The sequence below is a fragment of the Lysinibacillus sp. F12 genome, from assembly GCF_057773605.1.
This window is the reverse complement of sequence record NZ_JBYMLP010000004.1, coordinates 45259-66308: the sequence shown is the minus strand read 5'-3', so window position 1 is coordinate 66308 and position 21050 is coordinate 45259. Positions and strand designations below refer to the sequence as shown.

Below are 21050 nucleotides of genomic sequence, written 5' to 3'. Positions count from 1 at the left end.
ATTTGAAACAAGTGAAAAATTTTATATTATTTATCTGTATAGCCCTGTTGTTTATCACTGCTTGTAGTAATAGTAAAGAACCACCTGCTATAGCAAAGGAAGAATTAAAGGATAAAGCGAAGTTGCGTTTATCGATGTGGTTACCTGAATGGCAAAATCAATCAGCCTTAGAAGATGTCCAAAACTCCCAACAAGGATTACAAGATATGCGCGTTTTCGGTGCCTATTTTAATCATAAAGATGAATTGCTATTAACGGATAATGCAGTCGATATGTTGCGACAGACACAGCAGCAATTCAATGAATCACATCATGTAATTCTAACGCTTATAAATGATTATGTGACAGATAATGCCTCTTCTGTTCAAAAGGATAGTACACTTTTGCATAGGTTAGTACAGGATTCTTCAGCAAGAAAAAAGCATATCAATAATATATTGCAGGTAGTTGAACAATACCAACCAGATGGCATTGAAATTGATTATGAAAAGATAGCTAAAGAAGACCTTTCAAAATATGTTCAATTTTTAAAGGAGCTATACCGAGAACTTGCGAAAAAGAATGTTACACTGCATGTAGTGCTAGAGCCGAGCTTTCCATTTGATGTGAAGTTACCGAATGGGCCTAGCTATACCGTAATGGCTTATAATGTACATGGCTATCATAGTGGTCCAGGTGCGAAGGCTACATTTTCATTTCTTAATGATTTAATAAAAAATATCAAAAAATCCAACCAAAAATTAGCTATCGCCTTTGCTACAGGTGGTTTCGATTGGGTAGCTCAAGGTAATACGGTTGCATTAACGGAACTTGAGGCGGAGAAAGTATTAGCTGAAACAAACGCAAAGAAACAACGAGATAAAGCAAGTGGTGCTGTTTATTTTACGTATACAGATACTAGCAATATGAGTCATGAGATTTGGTATGCTGATCAGGAAACACTTGAAAAATGGGTCAAATATGTCCAAAGGAAAAGCTATCATGATGTAGTGTTGTGGCGTGCTGGTGGATTAGGTGTCAAAACATTACAGTGGATTAATGAGCAAGAAACTGGTGAGCGTTTGTCTCCCTAAAAAATCGGTAATATAGACACGTTCAACAAAAGTCATCGAGAAGTTCACGCTCGATGGCTTTTTGTCATTCTCTTGTTCGATTTTTGGAGAAACAAAACAGAAATGATGTTGACAAAGAATGAAATCAATAAACGTAACGATTTGCCAATTAGTTACCCAAAACCCTTCAATTTGGGAAAGTCGAGCGAACGTAGAGAGGGAAGCGGCTCGCCTCGGCCGTCATATCCAGGTTTTACCTTATTTGATTGTAAAAAAAGACTATCGGCAAACTCAAAATTTTTGAGTTTATCTATAGTCCCAAATCGCCAGTAAAGGCAATTTTTTTATTGAAATTGAGATAGACGTGAAAAGAAATCTTTGACGAAATTTAAAAAAATGGCTTCTGATGGGGCGATTTCTCGATTTACAGGAGAAATAATACCAACCGTCCTTGGAATGGAGGGTGATTCAATAGGCACCTTTACAGTAAAGCGAGCAGCAGAATCGTAAAGTGAACTTTCTGGTAACAGACTAACGCCTATTCCAGCTGCTACTAAGCCTTTAAGTGCATCCAAATCTTCACCCTCTGAAATAATATTAGGCATAAAGCCTGCAGCACGACAAGCATCCATTGCCACTTTATGTAATATATAACCATTTGGAAATAACACAAATAAATCATTTCTCAATTCAGCAAGCTGAATACTCTCTCTTTTTGCTAACGGATGATTAGCTGGTAGAAGAGCGGCAATATTTTCCGTAAACAATATAGTCGACTCAATGGATTCATCTTTTGGAGGAAGCGGACCTAAAAAGGCAAGGTTTAACTCTCGATTTTTGACAGCATCAATTAAAAATCGATAAGATCCTTGTCGTAGCTGAAATTGCAAATTGGGATACTCTCGTTTAAAGGCTGAGATAACGGTTGGCAGTACATAGCTTGCTAAACTTGTTGGAAAGCCAATCTTAATAGAGCCCTTAGCAGGATCAAGATACTCTTCTACTTGTTTGGCAGCAAAATCAATGGCCTTCAATGCCGTAATGGTATGTTCAAGAAAGGTCTTTCCAATCGGCGTTAATTTCACATTGCGTCCCACTCGTTCAAATAACGGAGTGCCTAACTCATCTTCAAGATTTGCGATTTGCCGACTAATGGCTGATTGAGCGACGTGAAGATGCTCAGCAGCTTCTGAAATATGCTCGCGTTCAGCAACCTCCACAAAATAGCGTAATTGACGTAACTCCACTAACATTTCACCTCTATTAATCTAAAAATAAGATTGATTATAGCTCAATTATATAATATTGAAGATAAAAAGTGACTGTAAATACAAAAAAAGTTTAAGTATTCAGTAATCTTGCACAATAGAATTTTTTAGTGTGTAAAAGAGACTGCCATGAAAATATCTTATTTTTAATTGATTCCATTTTAATGAAATAGGTTATAGTATAGTTATGGTTGTTACTGCAAATTTGTCACAAAACCTCTACAATTAGCCCTTTTCACGAGGTTTACACTATGTAGCTAGATGAAATCAATTCTCAATTAGAGATATTTCATTGAAAATGAAGAAAGTCTATTCTCAATATCTATTCCAGATAGTAATAATCTGAAAATGCTTACAAAGCCTTTATTTTTCAAGATTTTATTTGAGGAGAAGGAAAGTAATTGAAATGGTTTGCATAGAGAACGATTTTCAGTTAAGATTAGAATGATGATAATTAAGGAATGGTTGACCCATTCACTGAACACTATGGAGGTATTTTCATGTCAACTTTAGTTATTAAAGATCTTCACGTTGCTATCGACGGAAAAGAGATTTTAAAAGGCGTAAATCTTACAATTAATACAAACGAAATTCACGCAATCATGGGACCAAACGGAACTGGTAAATCCACACTAGCTTCTGCTATTATGGGTCATCCTAAATATGAGGTTACTTCGGGTACTGTTGAGCTAGATGGCGAAGATGTACTTGAGATGGAAGTAGACGAGCGTGCTCAAGCTGGTTTATTCCTAGCTATGCAATACCCATCTGAAATTGCGGGTGTTACAAATGCTGATTTCTTACGCTCAGCTATCAATGCTCGCCGTGAAGAGGGCGATGAAATTTCATTAATGAAATTTATCCGTGAATTAGATAAAAACATGGAATTCCTAGAAATGAACGAAGATATGGCTCAGCGTTATTTAAATGAAGGTTTCTCTGGCGGTGAGAAAAAACGTAATGAGATTCTTCAATTAATGATGATTAAACCGACGTTCGCAATTTTAGACGAAATTGACTCTGGACTTGATATTGATGCACTTAAAGTAGTATCTAAAGGAATTAACGCAATGCGCGGTGAAGGCTTTGGCTGCTTAATGATCACGCACTATCAACGTCTACTTAACTATATTACACCAGACCATGTACACGTAATGATGCAGGGACGTGTTGTGAAATCAGGTGGTGCAGAGCTGGCACAACGCTTAGAAGCAGAAGGCTATGACTGGATTAAAAAAGAATTAGGTATTGAAGAAGAAACAGAAGAACAAGAAGCATAAGAGGGAGGACGAACTAGCATGACAGTGGAACTTAACTTGCCTGTAACAGTACAGGACGTGCGCTCGTTCTCAGAAGCAAATGGTGAACCAACTTGGTTTACAGAGCTTCGCGCGGCAGCACTAGACAAAGTAACTGGTTTAGATTTGCCAAAACCAGATAGAACTAATATTACAAAATGGGATTTCATGAACTTCCCAGCATTTACAGTTCATAGTGAGGCATTTCCATCGTTGGATGCTTTACCTGAAGAAGCAAAAGGGTTAATTGACCTTGAAGCGCAAGAGAATCTTTATATTCAGCGCAATAATACACCAGCTTACATTAAAATATCACAAGAGCTTGTTGATAAAGGCGTTGTTTTTACGGATATTTTTACAGCAGTTCGTGAACATGGTGAGCTTGTTCAAAAATACTTTATGACTGAAGCTGTTAAAGTGGATGAACATAAGTTAACAGCGCTTCATACAGCACTAGTTAATGGTGGCGTATTTGTTTACGTCCCAAAAAATGTAGTCATTGAACAACCACTTCAAGTTGTTTTCTTAAACGATAATGCTGAAGCATCATTATACAACCATGTATTAGTAGTGGCAGAAGCAAATTCTGCTGTAACATACGTGGAAACATATGTTTCCACGGTGGAACAAGCAAAAGGCCAAGCAAATATTATTGCGGAAGTAGTTGTCCAAGATAATGCGCAAGTAACATATGGAGCAGTAGATGTACTTGCAAAAGGCTTTACGACTTATGTAAACCGTCGTGCACGCTTAGCACGTGACGCAAAAGTAGATTGGGCTCTTGGTTTAATGAATGACTCAGATACAATCTCAGAAAATATTACTCATCTAATTGGTGACGGTTCACATGCAGATACAAAAACAGTAGTTGTTGGTCGTGGAGAACAAAAACTTAACTTCACTACGGAGGTTCGTCACTGGGGTAAAAACTCAAACGGGCATATCTTAAAGCATGGTGTTATGAAAGATGCAGCTCAATCTATCTTTAATGGTATTGGCTATATCGAACATGGTGCGACGAAAGCAGATGCACAGCAAGAATCACGTGTATTAATGCTTTCAGAAAAAGCTCGTGGGGATGCAAATCCAATTTTATTAATTGATGAAGATGATGTAACAGCAGGACACGCAGCATCTGTTGGTCGAGTAGATCCATTACAGCTTTACTATTTAATGAGCCGTGGTATCTCGAAAGCAGAAGCAGAGCGCCTTGTTATCCATGGATTCCTTGCGCCAGTTGTTACGCAATTACCAATTGAGGGCGTTCAAAAGCAACTGACGGAGGTTATCGAAAGGAAAGTTCGCTAATGATGAATAAAGACATTAAAAGCTATTTCCCAATTTTAAATCAGGATGTAAATGGTCATAGACTTGTTTATCTTGATAGTGCGGCAACGTCTCAAAAACCTGTTCAAGTGATTGAGGCAATTAAAGCCTATTATGAATTTGATAATTCCAATGTTCACCGTGGAGTGCATACTCTAGGGAACCGTGCTACAGATAAATATGAAGGTGCACGTGAAAAGGTTCGTAAGTTTATTAACGCTCAATCAACACAAGAAATTATTTTTACTCGTGGAACAACGACCTCTTTAAATACAGTAGCAGCCAGTTATGGACGTGCAAATGTTGCTGAGGGTGATGAAATTGTCATTACTCAAATGGAGCATCATTCCAATATTATTCCTTGGCAACAGTTAGCCAAAGAAAAAAAGGCGACATTGAAGTACATTGAGCTAGAAGCTGATGGAACGATTAGTCTAGAAAAAGTACGCGCAACGATTACACCTCAAACGAAAATCGTTTCGGTGTCAATGGCATCAAACGTGCTTGGAACTATAAATCCAATTAAAGAAATTGCGCAAATTGCACATGCTAATGGTGCTGTTATGGTAGTTGATGGAGCTCAAGCGGCTCCGCATATGAAAATTGATGTGCAAGAATTGGATGTAGATTTCTTAGGGTTCTCTGGGCATAAAATGTGCGGACCTACTGGAATAGGTGTACTATATGGTAAAAAGGAACACCTTGAAAAGATGGAGCCAATTGAATTTGGTGGCGAAATGATCGATTTTGTTGGGTTATATGATTCAACGTGGAAGGAATTACCGTGGAAATTTGAAGGTGGAACGCCTATTATTGCAGGTGCAATAGGATTAGGAGCTGCTATTGATTTCTTAACTGAGATTGGGCTAGATAATATTGCAGAACATGAACATAAGCTTGTTGGCTATGCAATGGATCAGCTTGAAACAATTGACGGTTTGAAAATTTTCGGCCCACGTGACCCAATGAAACGTTGTGGACTTGTGACATTTAATTTGGATGATGTCCATCCACATGATGTGGCAACGGTGCTTGATATGAATGGTATTGCTGTTCGTGCGGGTCATCATTGTGCGCAACCACTAATGAAATGTCTTCAGCAAGTAGCGACAGCGCGTGCAAGCTTCTATCTGTACAATACAGAGGAGGATATTGACCGTCTTGTTGCAGGGTTACGTTCTGCGAAGGAGTATTTTGGCGATGTCTTTTAATAATTTAGATCAACTATATCGTTCAGTCATTATGGATCACTATAAAAATCCTCGTAATAAGGGTTCTTTAGAAGGTGAAGCTGTAACGATTGATATGAACAATCCGACATGTGGAGACCGTATACACTTAACATTAAAAGTGACTGACGGTGTTGTAGAGGATGCCAAATTTGAAGGTGAAGGCTGTTCAATTTCTATGTCCTCTGCATCCATGATGACTCAACTTATCAAAGGGAAAAAGGTAGATGAAGCTTTAGAGCTTGCTGATATTTTTTCTAAAATGATGATGGGTGAAGAGTATAGCGATAAATATGACCTTGAGGATGTTGAAGCACTGCAAGGTGTCTCTCAATTCCCTGCACGTATTAAATGTGCAACATTAGCTTGGAAAGCAATGGAAAAAGGTGTGAAATAAAGCATACTGCCTTGTCAGCTGGGTGAAAGTGACATACTTTCACTCATGGCAAAGGTTGAATACCTCGAAAATATAGCTCAATGAACGGAGGAGAAACGATGGCTAAAAAAATGCCTGATATCGGCGATTACAAATACGGTTTCCATGACAAGGACGTATCAATTTTCCGTTCAAAACGTGGTTTGACTGAAGAAATCGTCCGTGAAATTTCAAATATGAAACAAGAGCCAGAGTGGATGCTAGAGTACCGCTTAAAGGCACTTGAAACATTTTATACAAAACCAATGCCGCAATGGGGTGGCGATCTTGGCGATTTAGATTTTGATGAAATTACGTACTATGTGAAACCATCAGAAGCGACACAAAAATCATGGGATGAAGTTCCTGATGAAATCAAAGCTACTTTTGATAAATTAGGTATTCCAGAAGCAGAACAAAAATATCTTGCGGGTGTATCTGCGCAGTATGAGTCAGAGGTAGTTTATCACAACATGAAGCAAGACCTTGAAGATCTTGGTATTGTGTTTAAAGATACAGACTCAGCATTACGTGAAAACGAAGATATTTTCAAACAATATTGGGGTAAAGTAATCCCATACACAGATAATAAATTTGCGGCATTGAACTCAGCTGTATGGTCAGGTGGATCATTTATCTATGTACCACCAGGCGTTAAAGTTGAAACACCTCTACAAGCTTACTTCCGCATTAACTCTGAAAACATGGGTCAATTCGAACGTACGCTAATTATTGTGGATGAAGGCGCACATGTACACTATGTTGAAGGTTGTACAGCCCCTGTTTACACAACAAACTCTTTACACTCAGCTGTTGTAGAAATTGTTGTTCGTAAAGATGCCTACTGCCGTTATACAACGATTCAAAACTGGGCAAACAACGTATACAATCTTGTAACGAAACGTACAGTTGTTGAAGAAAACGGTACAATGGAATGGATTGATGGTAACATCGGTTCTAAATTAACAATGAAATACCCAGCATGTATCCTAAAAGGTGAAGGCGCTCGTGGTATGACGCTATCTATCGCATTAGCAGGTAAAGGTCAACATCAACATGCTGGAGCGAAAATGATTCATATGGCACCAAACACATCTTCTACAATCGTTTCTAAATCGATTGCTAAACAAGGTGGTAAGGTAACATATATGGGACAAGTTCGTTTCGGTCCTAAAGCTAGTGGTGCTCGTGCCAATATTGAATGTGATACGCTGATTATGGATAACCAATCAACATCTGATACAATTCCATACAACGAAATCCTTAATGATAATGTTTCTTTAGAGCATGAAGCTAAAGTTTCAAAAGTGTCTGAAGAACAATTATTCTATTTAATGTCTCGCGGAATCTCTGAAGAAGAAGCGACAGAAATGATTGTAATGGGCTTCATTGAGCCATTTACAAAAGAATTACCAATGGAATACGCAGTAGAAATGAACCGTCTTATCAAGTTTGAGATGGAAGGTTCTATTGGGTAATTTATCAATTAACCCTTGTCACAACGATGTGTGTGGCAAGGGTTTTTGTTTTGTAAAGAAAACAACTTCCTTAATATATTGAAATAATAGTGGATTTTTATAAGGAGACATACTAAAATGATAATGAGAATCAATATCAATTAAAGAAGGGAGAATGAATACGTGAGAAACAAGTTTCTATTTATTAGTATCATAGCGGTATTTATGCTGAGCCTCGCTGCATGCGGAGAGAAGAAAACAACAGAGGAAGATAGGTCCACAGAGTCGATGAAAGAGGAAGTGGCACAAACACAAGATAGTACTACCAATGAAAATTTGACAAGAACAATAGATTATCTAGGAGAAAGCTATGAAGTGCCAGAAAAGGTCGAAAGAATTGTTGTGACGGGTGCGATGGAAGCCATGGAAGATATGGTGGTACTTGATGTCCATCCAGTAGGAGCGATTGCGGTTGGTGGTAAATTCCCTGAGTTATACGCTGCTGTTACAGATAAGGCAGAGTCGATTGGGGAGAAGATTAAGCCAAACTTTGAAAAAATATTAGAATTAGATCCAGATGTGATTTTAGGCTCAACGAAATTTCCAGAGGAAGTACAAAGTAAATTAGAAAAAATTGCTCCAACCATTTTAGTTTCGCATATCTCTACGAATTGGGAATCTAATTTAAACTTATTAGCTGAATTAACAGGCAAGCAAGCAGAGGCAGAAAAAATATTATCTACATATAAGGCAGATATTGAAACGGCAAAGTCTAGCTTAACAAAAAAACTAGAAGACAAAAAAGTAGCAGCCATTCGAATTCGTGGGGGACAAGCTTATGTCTATCCAAAAGAAGTATTTTTAAACCCTGTTCTATATGGTGAGCTTGGTTTAGAAGTTCCTGCTGAAATTGCTAAGGCAACATCTCAAGAAGCGATTTCTGTTGAGCAACTAGCGGATATGAATCCAGATTTTTTATTTGTCCAGTTTTCAACGGATGAAAATGCGGATGCTCCAAATGCGTTAGAAGATTTTAAACAGAATCCCATTATCCAAAATATAAATGCCTTTAAAAATGAGCAAGTGTTTGTTAATGTTGTGGACCCACTAATGGAAGGTGGCCCAGCGTTTAGTCGTATTACTTTTTTAGAGGCAATCCAACAAAATCTTGATAAATAGCTTGTTTGGCATGAGTTCAATCCTATAAGGACTCATGCTTTTTCTTGTGAAAAGCTATATTTTTTTTACATGATGTTTAATTGTAGGAGAAGACTGTATGCTATGATTATGTTGTAGATAAAGGAGGATGTCACATGATTGTAGTTGGATTAACTGGATGGGGCGATCACCCTTCACTTTATAGTGGAGTGACTTCTTCAAAGGATAAATTATTTGACTATACAGGTCATTTTTTAGCGGTGGAAGTAGATACTTCTTTTTATGCCATACCATCCAAAGATAATGTTCGTAAATGGTGTGAGAATACACCGGAGAATTTTCGTTTTGTAGTGAAGGCCTATCAAGGCATGACTGGACATTTACGGGGAGATATTCCCTTTGAATCAAAGAATGATATGTTTAACGCTTTTATTGAATGTGCCCAAGAATTTAAACGTTTTGGAAAATTAGGAATGATTTTAGCTCAGTTTCCACCATGGTTTGATTGTCAGTCAAAAAATGTTCAATACTTATTGTATATTCGTCAACAATTAAAGGATTTCCAAGTGGCTATCGAATTTCGCAATCAAACATGGTATGCAGATAATGTAGTACAACAAACAATGGACTTTTTAAGAGAGCATCAATTTATTCATACGATTTGTGATGAGCCGCAGGCTGGCGTAGGATCGGTACCCTTCTATCCTGTAGTAACTGCCGATAAGGCGCTGGTGCGTATTCATGGGCGAAATATACATGGCTGGCGTAATACAGGGAATGCAGAAAACTGGCGCAAAGTGCGCTTTTTATATGACTACAATAAAGAAGAATTGCAACAGCTTGGGCAGCAAATTCTCAAGCTTGAGCCAGAGGTGCAGGAACTTTTTATATTATTTAATAATAATTCAGGTAATCATGCAGCGAAGAACGCAAAGGAATTACAGGGTGTTTTGAATATTAAAGATGTTGGGTTAGCGCCTAAACAATTAAACATGTTTGAAGGGGAAGTATAATGGCGTTTATTTTATTAGTAATTATTGCATTATTTTCAGGTCTCCTTGGCTCATTAGTTGGGCTTGGTGGTGGCGTGGTATTAGTGCCAGCAACTTTATATATCGGTTTAAACCTTGGTATGATCCCAGATATAACACCACAAAAAGTTGTTGGTTTATCTGTTGTCATGATGATTTTTACAGGACTTGCCTCGACATTAAGCTATATGAAATCGAAAACGGTGGATTATAAAACTGGTTATATATTTTTTATCGGCAGTATTCCAGGCTCCATTTTGGGTGCATGGGTTAATAAAGGATTAGATTTACCATCCTTCAATTTATACTTTGGTATTTTGCTTATTATTTTATCCATTATTTTACTTGTCCGCGACAAATTGAAGCCGGTAGAATGGTTTGTGAAAAATGGCCTGCAACAGGAGTTTACTGATGCACAAGGGAAAACCTTTGTCTATGGCTATCCGATTTGGTTTGCCATTTTATTTACATTTGGGGTAGGGTTTGCCTCAGGTCTGTTTGGTATAGGTGGGGGCTCAATGATTGTGCCAGCTATGATTATTTTGTTCTTATTTCCACCACATGTAGCAATAGCAACTTCGATGTTTTTAGTTTTTTTAACGTCTGTTGTAAATACGGCTAGCCATATATATTTAGGGCATGTTCCATGGCTTTATACAATTCCCGTAATACCAGGAGCATATATTGGAGCGAAGCTAGGTGCAGCCTTAAATAAAAAAATTAAATCAGATACGCTTGTACTGGTTCTTCGGATTATTTTATTATTATTAGGAATTCGTTCCATCGTTGAAGGGATATTGGCTTAATCGGCTATACTAGCGAATGAAATGAGGTGGCTTTAATGCTTGAAAAAATCCATATTTTTCACACAAATGATTTGCATAGTCATTTTAAGTATTGGCCACGAATGCAAAGCTATGTGAAAGAGAAGCGCAGCAGTCTAGCGAAAATAGGGGAAACAAGTTATTTGTTTGATGTGGGGGATCATTTAGATCGCTCTAATATTTATACTGAAGCGACGATTGGTAAGGGGAACGTACAATTACTTAATGAGGCAGCATACGATGTAGTGACAATTGGGAATAACGAGGGCATTACATTGTCCCATGATGAGCTTTTTCATTTATATGATGATGCGAATTTTGATGTTGTCGTAGGTAATATTGATGCGTATCAGGGGAGAAATCCAGCCTGGCTGAAGCCCTATGTTGTGCTTACAACGGAAAAGGGTACGAAGCTAGGAATAATTGCAGCAACGGCTATGTTTGAAGTGTATTATCAGGCGTTAAATTGGCAAATGGTTGAAGCACGAAGCACACTTCTTCGTTTAGCTCATCAACTACGTAAAGAGGTTGATATTGTTTTATGCCTATCCCATTTAGGGATAACTGAAGACGAGCTATTAGCAGAGGAATGTCCAGAAATTGACGTCATATTTGGATCACATACACATCATGTCTTGCCAGAAGGGAAACTCGTCAATGGTGTTTTATTGACAGGTGGAGGAAAATTTGGTCAATACACAGGACATCTTGTTATCGAATATGATAAAAAAATGAGGAAAATTGTTGAAAAAAAGGATGCTTTAATTCATAATAAGGACTTGCCAAATATCCAAAACGAACAGCAAATTGTACAATCCCTAGAGGATGAAGGAATTAGAATATTGGATACGCCAGTATTTACGACAAAGAAATCTTATAATAAGGAATGGTTCCACTACTCACAGCTATCTGATTTATTTGCACATGCTATTTTAGAAAAAAGTGGTGCTGATTGTGCCTTGTTTAATGCTGGTATTTTTTTAGACGGTCTCCCAAAGGGAACTGTGACAGCATTAGATTTGCATCGAATTTTTCCACATCCTATTAATTTATGTACAATTGAATTATCTGTTATGGAAATGAAGGAAATCTATATGCAATCCAAAAATGAGGAATGGCCTTATATTGAATTAAAAGGATTAGGGTTTAGAGGTGTGATCTTTGGAAAAATGTTGACATATGGTTTTTCCATGAACGACAATCGTCAGTTGTTAATTAATGGTAAGCTGGCAGATGACAATCACATCTATAAACTTGTTACATTAGATTTGTTTACTTTTGGATATTTTTATCCAAGTTTCAAATATGCAAAGAAGCAATATATTTTACCAGAATTTTTACGAAACATTATGATAGATTATGGTCAAAGTTTCTTTAAGTAATAGAGTGAGCTTAAAGAATGGATTGGGGAAGAAATCATGCGATTAATTTCAATCGATGTATTAAAAGAAGGAATGGTATTAGGCAGAACCATTTGGAATGAGGCGGGGCATCCGCTTTTAAAGAAGGATGTTATCATTAATGACCGTATTATTCAGCGACTTCAACAGTTAAATACACATTACCTATACATTGACGATGATATTTCGGAGGGCATTGAAGTAGAAGAAACTGTGCCACCTGCAATGCGAAATAAAGTCATTACAACAATTAAAGATTCATTTCAATCAATCGATGGTTTAAATTCAGTAAATGCCTCTTATATATTAGATCAACAATCAAAGACAATTGTCTCGATTGTAGATGAATTACTTTCTGCTGTTACTGGAAATGATGAAATTTTAACGATATTAACAGATGCTTATTTATTTGATGAGTATTTATATCAACACTCCTTTCAAGTGACACTTTACTCGATAGCCATCGCCAAAGAGCTCGGCTACTCTGCTGAGGATTTACGGTTAGTAGGGATAGGTGCATTACTACATGATGTAGGTAAACTAATGGTACCAAAAGATATCCTAACGAAACCAGGTCGCTTAACCAATGAAGAATTTGAAGCCATGAAAATGCATGCCCGCTATGGCTTTGATTTATTACGCAATTTACATTCTATTTCATTGCTTGTGGCCCATTGTGCGTTTCAACATCATGAGCGTATAGACGGTAGTGGCTATCCACGAGGACTAGTTGATTTTGAAATTCACCCATTTGCCAAGATTATTGGCGTGGCTGATGTTTTTGACGCGGTTACGACTAATCGAGTATATCGTGAAAAAATGCTTCCTTCACAGGGACTAGCTATTGTAGAGGCAGGCTCTGGTACGCTATATGATGCTCGCATTGTAAATGCCCTAAAAAGAGCAGTCGTTCATTATCCAAATGGAGTTATCTTAAAATTATCAGATGGTCGACGTGGCATAGTATCTAGACAAAACCCGTTGGATGCCGCATTACCATGGATTCGTATTTTTGAGGAGCAAAATCAATTGCTCGCAGCTACATATGAAATCAATTTAGTGGACTTTCCTAGCATTCTAATTGAAAATGTTGAGACGGATTACATGGTTCCTGCAAAGGTAGAATAAAATACTCCTCCTGTTCATACGTTATGGAACAGGAGGAGATTTTTTTGTTTTTCCCTCGAAAAAGGATGAAATTGCGCTCTTATCATAAAAGGGGAATACGTCTTAATCGTTTAACCATTTTAATTGTTAGTATGGTTGTTTGTCTTATATTATTTATTTATTATTTAAATGAACGGCTCATGCCCACCTATTTGCAATATGCAGAAGTACAAACTACAAAAATTGCATCATATGTAGTAAGTAAAGCCATTAACTCACGTACCTCCAATGTATTAGATGTAAATGATATCATTGAAGATATTCCTCCAGGTAGTTCTGATATGATGACAACCAAGTTTAATACGGAAATTATTAATCGCGTTCGAGCGGAGACATTAGAGCTTGTAAAAATGTATTTAGAGCAGGCAGAACAAGGAGAACTATCACATTTACCTGAATTAGATAATGTTGAATATGATATTAATAGAATTCAGGAAGGGGATGGTATTGTCTTTTTTGTACCACTCGGGCAAGCAGCGAATATTCCTTTGCTCGGAAATTTAGGACCAAAAATCCCTATACGATTCCATGTGATAGGAAATGTCCATAGTAACGTGACCTCATCTATTCAGGAATTTGGGATTAATAGTGCGTATGTTGAGGTGGGCATTCATTTAGAGGTAAATGTCCAAATTATTGTTCCTTTTGCAAGTAAATCTTCAACCGTTGCACAGGATATTCCTGTTGCTATGGGGTTAACTAGAGGTCCAGTACCGAACATCTATACCAATAGCAGTGATGCACCTCAACCTTCCATTGAAATACCTGTGCCTTTTAAATAGAAATGTTTACTGTGATAGTTGTTGGAGTTCATTTAATATGTTACATTGACAACAGTGAAGATAGTTAATATAAAAAATGCATATTTTTGATAGGGGCGATATCCGTATGACATCTTGTAAACCTACAAGTAAAGAAGAACATTTAAGAAAACCAGACTGGCTAAAAATAAAACTAAACACTAATGATGAATATAAAGGTCTTAAAAAGCTTATGCGTGAGAAAAATCTTCATACTGTTTGTGAAGAGGCTCGCTGTCCAAATATTCATGAATGCTGGGGAGAAAGACGTACGGCTACAATGATGATTCTTGGTTCGGTTTGTACACGTGCTTGTCGATTCTGTGCAGTAAAAACAGGTTTACCAAATGAGTTAGACTTGGCAGAGCCAGAACGCGTTGCAGATTCAGTAGCTATTATGAACCTAAAACACGTTGTCATTACTATGGTAGCGCGTGACGATTTAAAAGATGGTGGAGCGGAAGTTTTAGCAGAAACAGTACGTGCTATTCGTCGCAAAAGTCCTTTCACATCTGTTGAAGTATTACCATCTGATTTAGGTGGTATGAAGGAGAATCTTCAAATGCTAATGGATGCGAAGCCAGACATTTTAAACCATAACATTGAAACCGTACGTCGTTTAACACCAAGAGTCCGTGCTCGTGCAAAATACGAGCGTTCTTTGGAGTTCCTACGTCTAGCTAAAGAAATGCAACCAGAAATTCCGACGAAATCATCGTTAATGATTGGTTTAGGAGAAACGCATGAAGAAATTTTAGAAGTAATGGATGATTTACGAGCAAATAATGTGGATATCATGACGATTGGTCAATATTTACAGCCTACGAAAAAGCATTTACCAGTTAAAAAATATTATTCACCGATAGAGTTTGGGAAACTGCGAAAAATTGCTATGGAAAAAGGCTTTAAACATTGCGAAGCTGGCCCACTTGTACGTAGTAGTTATCATGCTGACGAACAAGTAAATGCTGCAACAAAAGAACGTCAGTTACAAGCAGAGCTCTAAACGTCAAGGATGAACAAGAGGGTGGTGTCACTTTGATCATAGTTGAAGGATTAGAATATGAACTATTAGAAGATTTTCGCGAAGCCTTTCAGGAGGAAGTTTTTCAGGAAAGGTATTCCGATATATTAGCTAGATACGACTATATAGTAGGTGATTGGGGCTATAATCAATTACGATTAAAGGGCTTTTTTGATGATAAAAATCAAAAGTCAACTTTTGATACGAAAATAAGCACGCTTCAAGATTATTTATATGAATATTGTAATTTTGGCTGCGCTTATTTTGTCTTACGTAAAACAGGGAAAGTTATGAAACAGCCAGAGGTGCTGGATGTGAATGAAGTAACTGCACAGCCAACCGACCAAGAACCATTAGCAGAATAAAAAGAAGAAACTTGATGTGATCATACATCAAGTTAGACTGTAGACAAAAGTCATCGAGAAGTTTATTCTCGATGGCTTTTGTCATGTTTCTTTCTCTTTCATTTTCAATATCTGGTAAATCATTGCTGTATCCAACATACTCTTCGAGCATAGAGGCTCTCTTAAGCTGTCTGCCACGTCCAAGTAGCTAGTTTCTTTAAATTCATGGCAGCAAAAGTAAGCATCGCCTGCACATGGACCATTTTTTTAGACCTCTTAAGGTTGTCCATCGCATACCATGCTTTTCTTTTGCATCCGCAAAGACACGCTCAATCGTTTCTTTGCGCTTGGCATAAATCTGTTTGATGTCATAGGAAGGGCGTAAATGTTCAGCTTCCTCCACATACGACGCCCAAATATGACGTTGAATGAGTTTTTGATGATGCTTACTTTCTGTACATTGGGAAAGGCTTGGACACCTCGCACAAATCAAAGGATTCGATTTATATTGGCGATATCCTTCCTTCGTCGTTGTCGCATACTTCAATATCTGCCCTTTGTTTCTTTCCATTCTTCCTTTTCAAACTTCTCCAGGGGAAGGGGCTTTTTTCCGTGTTCTTCACGATCCATATTTAACTCTAATGGAAGTTTTTCTTCATAAGCCCGTGTTTCTTTTCGCACAACCTTTTTATCATACTTCCGTTTATTCACACTCGCTTTCACATGCGTGGAATCATAAATAAATGGTCTGCATGGAGCATTTACTTTTCAACACCCTATGTAGATGGAGTACTTTATGTAGAAGTTGATGGGAACGAAGGGCGGCGACTCCTGCGGGAAAAGCGGGAAAGTCGAGATCCTGGACTGAGCGAAGCGAGGGAAGCAGCTCGACCCCGCCCGCGGAAAGCGTCCGCCCGTAGTGGAAATCAACGGCTTTACTTTATTTCATTGTAAAAGAAAAAAGACTGTAGGCAAACTCTCAAATTTTTTGAGTTTGTCTACAGTCTGACTTGATGTGATAATACATCAAGTTTTTTCTTTGTTTTTATTAGCTTTTGTATAATTGGGGAATAATAAAGCTCAAAACAGCTGATTAAAGGTGAGATACAAATGAAAAGAGCCGTCTTTTTAGACCGTGATGGTGTGATCAATGAAGTATTAACAAAACGTGTGAAATTTGTTAATAAACCTAGGGATTTATACTTTTTACCCCAAGTTCCAGAAGCCATTCGAAAATTAAATAAACATTTTGACTATATTTTTGTTGTGACAAATCAGGGTGGCGTGGGTTTAGGTTTTATGAGCGAGAGTGGTTTGCAAAAAATACATGAACATATGGTGAAGGAGCTAAAGAAAAAAGGCGCCATTATTCATGAAGTTGTTTATTGTCCCCATAAGCCTAAGTCGGGCTGTGCCTGTAGAAAACCTAATAGTAAGCTCATTATTGATTTAGGAAAGAAATATAACATTGATTTATCGAAATCCTATATGGTTGGCGATACGGATACAGATATTATAGCGGGAAAACAAGCGGGTACAAAGGGCGTATTTTTAGGCGAGGATGACCCCTTAGCAGATGCAATTTTTCCTGATTTGATGAGAGCTGCGCGATGGATCATAAAAGATGCAACAGCTTAAGCAATGAAGGTACAAGAAGTATAAAACTTTGAAAAAGGGATAATTTATGAGTGGAGGTGATGATGTTGACGAAGGATAAGCGCAATAAAAAGCACCTAGATCGTGAAGAATACGGATATGGTTTTGATATTAGTGTAGATGATTTAGGCGTTATTGGTCAAAATAATGAAGCGAAAAAGCAAAATGACAATGAAAATAAAGACAAGCCACATAATAAGGATAATCCATCCACGCTCAATAAATAATCGACCTTAAAAGATTTCGCAAAAGCCGACTGGTGAGCGGAATTTTTTTATCTTGATTTAAAAATCCTCAGAAAAATATCTAGTGCAATGTAATGATGTCATACAAAAAACACCCTGTAAAAAGGGTGTTAATTCAATAGTTCACGTAAATATTCTCGAAGTTCTTCGGTTTCGTCTTCTGTCCGATTGTAAACATGTTCTAAATAGCCAGGCTCTTCTACATCATCAGGGCCAATAATAGCAAAGCGACCAAATTGAATATCCATGACAAGTACTTTCCCAAAGAAGCGGCCAGATTGTAATATCGCTAAATCATAGCGTAGTTTTTTTCCTGCAAAGCTAACAAAGCGTGTTTTTGTATCTTCTACATCATCATATAAAAAAAAACGTTCCATCTTTTAATCTCCTTCCAGTCCTATAGTTATGGTACTATAGAAGAGAAAAGACTATCAACTTTTAAAGATTTGAATGGGGGCTTTCCTTGTGTATTTTGTAGATCGTAATAAAATCACAAAAAATTTACAGTACTTAGATGGGCTATTAGCCATTTTGGAGACAGAGAATAACTGGTCTCAAAATGATATAAAGAAATTAGCTATCGAGCGAATTGGACACAACATTATGGAGTCAATGATGGACGTAGGAAATTTAATGATTGACGGTTTCATAATGCGCGATCCAGGAAGCTACGAGGATATTATTGATATATTAATCGATGAAAAAGTCGTAGTTGCTGAAATGGAGGCACCATATAAAGCAGTTGTTGGCTTGCGTAAAATGCTTGTACGTGAGTTTATAGAAGTAGATATTGATGAAGTTATACACGTACTTACAGCCAATTTATCGGCATTAAAGCAATTTTCACCTGCAGTCCATCATTATTTAACAAATGAGCTAGGCCCAGTTTCTGCATTTTTACCAGAGGATCATCAATGAGAGCGTATAAGGCCTATTGCTTTGATTTAGACGGCACTGTTTACCGTGGAAAGCAAGGAATTCCTTCTGCGATTGCATTTATTCATCGCTTACAGCAAGCAGGAATTGAGCCTTTTTATGTCACGAATAACTCTTCTAAAACGCGAGAACAACTGCAAGATGCTTTACTGTCTATAGGGATTCGTGCACCATTAGAGCATATTTATTCAAGTGCGTCCGTCACAGCGAAGTATGTAGCACTCCATTATGCAGGAAAAAAAGTAGCTATGATGGGTTCAGATGGTATTCGTCAGGCATTACTTAGTGAAAATATTGTGCCTGTTGAAGACGAGGCGGATGTATTTGTCATGGGGATTGATCGAACGCTTGATTATATGGCACTTGCTAGAGCGGCAATTTTTGTCCAAAAAGGAGCAATTTTTATTGCCACTAATCAGGATATTAAGTTCCCAACAGAATATGGCTTCTTACCAGGGAATGGTTCTTTTGCTCGTTTAGTAGGAGAGGTTGCGGGCGTTGATCCTATTTATATAGGAAAGCCATCACCTGCTATCCTAGAAGTGATTGCGACAGAACACAATTTTTCTAAAGAAGACATGGTTATGATTGGTGATAATTATGATACGGACATTATGTGCGGTATTAATTTTGGCTGTGATACAATCCATGTGAATACAGGCGTTACGCCCACAAAGGTTGTACAAGAGAAAGAACTTCAACCTACATATGTAGTGGATGCGTTACAATAAATAAAGGATGTTATGCAGATTTATTAGCATAACATCCATTTTTTTTGTTCAAATTTATTTATATAGGTGCGTTTTAGGAACCTACCATAAAGGGTTTTCTTCAATAAACTGATAAATGGCTTTCGTTAACGCTTCTGGAGAATCAGCTTCTACTAATTCACCATTGACAATAGCATAAAAAGATTCTGAGCACTTTGTACAATAACTGAGGCAGCCATATTCCAAAACGTCAATATTCGGATCGCGTTCGAGTACTTCATAAGTTGCTTGAGAGCCATTTGCTAAATTACTAATACAAAATTCAACCATTGGATTCATCCATGTCACCTCACCAAAGTAATGCTACTCGGTTTTACGAATTTCGTCAATTATTTAAGTTGAAAGTATTAAAGTGTTTTTATATAAAAAATAAAGGGAAAACCGTTATTAATTGCTTAAAAGTCTATCGAAATGAACATCTTTTCATTTATTTTGTGAAATCTTTCACAAAATTTCATTCTGATATTGTGAAACTTCTCACAATCGGTTATACTCGTTTGTGGATACTTTGTGAACAATTATTAAAAGAGATATAAAAGGAGAATATTATGGGTAAATTAGTACTTTTAGGTGGCGGCTATGGCAATATGCGTGTCATGCTTCGTCTATTAAATAATCTGCCATTAGACAGAGAGGTAGTCATAGTAGATAGAGCCCCTTTCCATAGTTTAAAAACGGAGTTTTATGCGCTAGCAGCAGGAACTGCTACCGATAAAGAAATTCGTGTAAGCTTCCCTGAGCATGAACGTTTAACGCCTGTATATGGAGAAATAACTGAAATTAATCGTGCGGAAAAAGTAGTCGTTTTAGAAGATGGACAACGTATTGAATATGATGATTTAGTCGTTGGTCTTGGTTGCGAAGATAAATATCATGGTGTACCGGGTGCAGAGGAGTACACTTATAGCATTCAAACGATGGGGCAATCACGTGCCACACTTCAAGCGCTATGTGGTTTACCTGCTGGTTCTACAGTTGGGATTGTAGGGGCTGGCTTAAGTGGTATTGAACTTGCAAGTGAGCTCCGTGAAAGTCGATCTGATTTAAAAATTAAGCTATTTGACCGAGGGCCACGTATTTTAAAGGATTTCCCAGAAAAATTAAGTAAATATGTAAAAGATTGGTTTGTTAAGCATAACGTTGATGTTATTGCCAATTCCAATATTACTAAAGTGGAACAAGGTAAAATTTTCAATCATGAGGAAGAAATTTTACTCGACAAGGTGGTATGGACTGCTGGCGTACAGCCTGTCAAAATCGTACGTGATATGGATGTTGAGAAGGATAAACATGGTCGTCCACTAGTAACACAGTATTTTAATGTACTTGACGATGAACATGTATATATTGTTGGGGATTGTGCTTCCTCAGATTTACCTCCAACGGCACAGTTAGCAGAGGAACAAGCAGAGCTAATTGTAAAAGTACTTCGTATGCGTTGGAAGGGCGAACAATTACCTGAAAAAATGCCAGAAATTAAATTAAAAGGTTTCATGGGTGCGCTTGGTAAAAAACAAGGCTTTGTCTATTTGGCAGATACAACAGTTACAGGCCGTATTGCTCGTTTAATGAAATCCGGACTATTATGGTATTATAAACGTCAAAATGATTAGTTAGTAAAAGGGATTGTTTCCATTTGAAACAATCCCT

General features: G+C 37.5%; 22 protein-coding genes and 1 pseudogene. 19 read left to right on the top strand and 4 right to left on the bottom strand.

Annotated elements, in window-relative coordinates; genetic code table 11:
- Positions 1 to 11: 11 nt before the first annotated feature.
- Positions 12 to 1073 (top strand): glycosyl hydrolase family 18 protein, encoded by a 1062-nt coding sequence (locus AC3CH7_RS18160; RefSeq protein ID WP_099806109.1) that lies wholly within the window; start codon positions 12 to 14, stop codon positions 1071 to 1073.
- A gap of 323 nt (positions 1074 to 1396) precedes the next feature.
- Here AC3CH7_RS18160 and gltC read toward each other — a convergent pair whose 3' ends face one another.
- Positions 1397 to 2299, bottom strand: coding sequence for a glutamate biosynthesis transcriptional regulator GltC (gene gltC / locus AC3CH7_RS18155; RefSeq protein WP_031417711.1), 903 nt, complete (start codon positions 2297 to 2299; stop codon positions 1397 to 1399).
- A gap of 521 nt (positions 2300 to 2820) precedes the next feature.
- Here gltC and sufC point away from each other — a divergent pair.
- From sufC to AC3CH7_RS18090, 13 genes are all read left to right on the top strand, one after another.
- Entirely contained in the window at positions 2821 to 3600 is a 780-nt protein-coding gene (gene sufC / locus AC3CH7_RS18150; protein ID WP_016994918.1) for a Fe-S cluster assembly ATPase SufC, read from the top strand.
- 18 nt (positions 3601 to 3618) lie between these two features.
- Entirely contained in the window at positions 3619 to 4926 is a 1308-nt protein-coding gene (gene sufD, locus AC3CH7_RS18145) for a Fe-S cluster assembly protein SufD (protein ID WP_012292330.1), read from the top strand.
- Positions 4926 to 6155 carry a cysteine desulfurase gene (locus AC3CH7_RS18140; protein ID WP_012292331.1) on the top strand — a complete coding sequence of 410 codons (1230 nt, stop codon included), beginning with the start codon at positions 4926 to 4928 and terminating at the stop codon, positions 6153 to 6155. Before sufD ends, AC3CH7_RS18140 begins: the two co-directional genes overlap by 1 nt.
- Positions 6145 to 6570: a Fe-S cluster assembly sulfur transfer protein SufU gene (sufU, locus tag AC3CH7_RS18135; RefSeq protein WP_012292332.1), complete on the top strand. Its 426-nt coding sequence runs from the start codon at positions 6145 to 6147 to the stop codon at positions 6568 to 6570. Before AC3CH7_RS18140 ends, sufU begins: the two co-directional genes overlap by 11 nt.
- Before the next feature lie 98 nt (positions 6571 to 6668).
- Positions 6669 to 8066, top strand: a complete 1398-nt coding sequence (gene sufB / locus AC3CH7_RS18130) for a Fe-S cluster assembly protein SufB (RefSeq protein ID WP_031417705.1) — start codon at positions 6669 to 6671, stop codon at positions 8064 to 8066.
- Positions 8067 to 8228: 162 nt separating this feature from the next.
- Entirely contained in the window at positions 8229 to 9224 is a 996-nt protein-coding gene (locus tag AC3CH7_RS18125) for an ABC transporter substrate-binding protein (RefSeq protein ID WP_488381805.1), read from the top strand.
- 134 nt (positions 9225 to 9358) lie between these two features.
- The gene (locus tag AC3CH7_RS18120; protein WP_488381804.1) at positions 9359 to 10216 is read left to right on the top strand and encodes a DUF72 domain-containing protein; all 858 of its coding nucleotides are present in this window, start codon (positions 9359 to 9361) and stop codon (positions 10214 to 10216) included.
- The gene (locus tag AC3CH7_RS18115) at positions 10216 to 11040 is read left to right on the top strand and encodes a sulfite exporter TauE/SafE family protein (protein WP_012292336.1); all 825 of its coding nucleotides are present in this window, start codon (positions 10216 to 10218) and stop codon (positions 11038 to 11040) included. The genes AC3CH7_RS18120 and AC3CH7_RS18115 overlap by 1 nt, the downstream gene beginning before the upstream one ends.
- Before the next feature lie 35 nt (positions 11041 to 11075).
- Entirely contained in the window at positions 11076 to 12440 is a 1365-nt protein-coding gene (locus tag AC3CH7_RS18110) for a bifunctional metallophosphatase/5'-nucleotidase (RefSeq protein ID WP_036164322.1), read from the top strand.
- Between the two features lie 36 nt (positions 12441 to 12476).
- Positions 12477 to 13586 carry an HD-GYP domain-containing protein gene (locus tag AC3CH7_RS18105; protein WP_012292338.1) on the top strand — a complete coding sequence of 370 codons (1110 nt, stop codon included), beginning with the start codon at positions 12477 to 12479 and terminating at the stop codon, positions 13584 to 13586.
- Between the two features lie 23 nt (positions 13587 to 13609).
- Complete coding sequence (gene yunB, locus AC3CH7_RS18100) at positions 13610 to 14407, top strand: sporulation protein YunB (protein ID WP_012292339.1); 798 nt, start codon at positions 13610 to 13612, stop codon at positions 14405 to 14407.
- A 106-nt stretch (positions 14408 to 14513) separates the two neighbouring features.
- A complete protein-coding gene (lipA, locus tag AC3CH7_RS18095; RefSeq protein WP_031417697.1) occupies positions 14514 to 15431 on the top strand; it encodes a lipoyl synthase in 918 nt (305 codons plus the stop codon).
- Between the two features lie 32 nt (positions 15432 to 15463).
- Positions 15464 to 15814, top strand: a complete 351-nt coding sequence (locus tag AC3CH7_RS18090) for a YutD family protein (protein ID WP_031417695.1) — start codon at positions 15464 to 15466, stop codon at positions 15812 to 15814.
- Positions 15815 to 15975: 161 nt separating this feature from the next.
- On the opposite strand, the pseudogene AC3CH7_RS18085 reads toward AC3CH7_RS18090, so the two are convergent.
- A pseudogene (locus AC3CH7_RS18085) lies at positions 15976 to 16554 on the bottom strand (transposase); the annotation flags it as partial.
- A 349-nt stretch (positions 16555 to 16903) separates the two neighbouring features.
- On the opposite strand from AC3CH7_RS18085, the gene AC3CH7_RS18080 reads away from it, so the two are divergent.
- A complete protein-coding gene (locus AC3CH7_RS18080) occupies positions 16904 to 17431 on the top strand; it encodes a D-glycero-alpha-D-manno-heptose-1,7-bisphosphate 7-phosphatase (RefSeq protein WP_012292342.1) in 528 nt (175 codons plus the stop codon).
- Positions 17432 to 17493: 62 nt separating this feature from the next.
- Positions 17494 to 17676 (top strand): hypothetical protein, encoded by a 183-nt coding sequence (locus AC3CH7_RS18075; protein WP_031418564.1) that lies wholly within the window; start codon positions 17494 to 17496, stop codon positions 17674 to 17676.
- 128 nt (positions 17677 to 17804) lie between these two features.
- Here the strand turns inward: AC3CH7_RS18075 and AC3CH7_RS18070 are convergent, their stop codons facing one another.
- Positions 17805 to 18071 (bottom strand): DUF3055 domain-containing protein, encoded by a 267-nt coding sequence (locus AC3CH7_RS18070; RefSeq protein ID WP_008178058.1) that lies wholly within the window; start codon positions 18069 to 18071, stop codon positions 17805 to 17807.
- 88 nt (positions 18072 to 18159) lie between these two features.
- On the opposite strand from AC3CH7_RS18070, the gene AC3CH7_RS18065 reads away from it, so the two are divergent.
- Together AC3CH7_RS18065 and AC3CH7_RS18060 are read left to right on the top strand one after the other, a co-directional pair.
- Complete coding sequence (locus AC3CH7_RS18065) at positions 18160 to 18612, top strand: DUF86 domain-containing protein (protein WP_031418562.1); 453 nt, start codon at positions 18160 to 18162, stop codon at positions 18610 to 18612.
- Positions 18609 to 19361 (top strand): TIGR01457 family HAD-type hydrolase, encoded by a 753-nt coding sequence (locus AC3CH7_RS18060; RefSeq protein ID WP_488381803.1) that lies wholly within the window; start codon positions 18609 to 18611, stop codon positions 19359 to 19361. The genes AC3CH7_RS18065 and AC3CH7_RS18060 overlap by 4 nt, the downstream gene beginning before the upstream one ends.
- 81 nt (positions 19362 to 19442) lie before the next feature.
- Here the strand turns inward: AC3CH7_RS18060 and AC3CH7_RS18055 are convergent, their stop codons facing one another.
- A complete protein-coding gene (locus AC3CH7_RS18055) occupies positions 19443 to 19679 on the bottom strand; it encodes a YuzB family protein (protein WP_008178065.1) in 237 nt (78 codons plus the stop codon).
- Positions 19680 to 19948: 269 nt separating this feature from the next.
- Here AC3CH7_RS18055 and AC3CH7_RS18050 point away from each other — a divergent pair, with 269 nt between their 5' ends.
- Positions 19949 to 21013: an NAD(P)/FAD-dependent oxidoreductase gene (locus tag AC3CH7_RS18050; RefSeq protein WP_036166460.1), complete on the top strand. Its 1065-nt coding sequence runs from the start codon at positions 19949 to 19951 to the stop codon at positions 21011 to 21013.
- The last annotated feature ends 37 nt before the right edge of the window (positions 21014 to 21050 follow it).

Excerpts from the sequence above, each read along its gene's own strand:
- AC3CH7_RS18075 (WP_031418564.1), top strand. The coding sequence starts at position 17,494 with ATGTTGACGAAGGATAAGCGCAATAAAAAGCACCTAGATCGTGAAGAA.
- AC3CH7_RS18050 (WP_036166460.1), top strand. The coding sequence starts at position 19,949 with ATGGGTAAATTAGTACTTTTAGGTGGCGGCTATGGCAATATGCGTGTC.
- yunB (WP_012292339.1), top strand. The coding sequence starts at position 13,610 with ATGGAACAGGAGGAGATTTTTTTGTTTTTCCCTCGAAAAAGGATGAAA.
- AC3CH7_RS18070 (WP_008178058.1), bottom strand. The coding sequence starts at position 18,071 with ATGGAACGTTTTTTTTTATATGATGATGTAGAAGATACAAAAACACGC.
- sufD (WP_012292330.1), top strand. The coding sequence starts at position 3,619 with ATGACAGTGGAACTTAACTTGCCTGTAACAGTACAGGACGTGCGCTCG.
- AC3CH7_RS18060 (WP_488381803.1), top strand. The coding sequence starts at position 18,609 with ATGAGAGCGTATAAGGCCTATTGCTTTGATTTAGACGGCACTGTTTAC.
- sufB (WP_031417705.1), top strand. The coding sequence starts at position 6,669 with ATGGCTAAAAAAATGCCTGATATCGGCGATTACAAATACGGTTTCCAT.
- AC3CH7_RS18115 (WP_012292336.1), top strand. The coding sequence starts at position 10,216 with ATGGCGTTTATTTTATTAGTAATTATTGCATTATTTTCAGGTCTCCTT.
- AC3CH7_RS18110 (WP_036164322.1), top strand. The coding sequence starts at position 11,076 with ATGCTTGAAAAAATCCATATTTTTCACACAAATGATTTGCATAGTCAT.
- lipA (WP_031417697.1), top strand. The coding sequence starts at position 14,514 with ATGACATCTTGTAAACCTACAAGTAAAGAAGAACATTTAAGAAAACCA.
- AC3CH7_RS18120 (WP_488381804.1), top strand. The coding sequence starts at position 9,359 with ATGATTGTAGTTGGATTAACTGGATGGGGCGATCACCCTTCACTTTAT.
- sufU (WP_012292332.1), top strand. The coding sequence starts at position 6,145 with ATGTCTTTTAATAATTTAGATCAACTATATCGTTCAGTCATTATGGAT.
- AC3CH7_RS18140 (WP_012292331.1), top strand. The coding sequence starts at position 4,926 with ATGATGAATAAAGACATTAAAAGCTATTTCCCAATTTTAAATCAGGAT.
- AC3CH7_RS18080 (WP_012292342.1), top strand. The coding sequence starts at position 16,904 with ATGAAAAGAGCCGTCTTTTTAGACCGTGATGGTGTGATCAATGAAGTA.
- AC3CH7_RS18055 (WP_008178065.1), bottom strand. The coding sequence starts at position 19,679 with ATGAATCCAATGGTTGAATTTTGTATTAGTAATTTAGCAAATGGCTCT.
- AC3CH7_RS18105 (WP_012292338.1), top strand. The coding sequence starts at position 12,477 with ATGCGATTAATTTCAATCGATGTATTAAAAGAAGGAATGGTATTAGGC.
- sufC (WP_016994918.1), top strand. The coding sequence starts at position 2,821 with ATGTCAACTTTAGTTATTAAAGATCTTCACGTTGCTATCGACGGAAAA.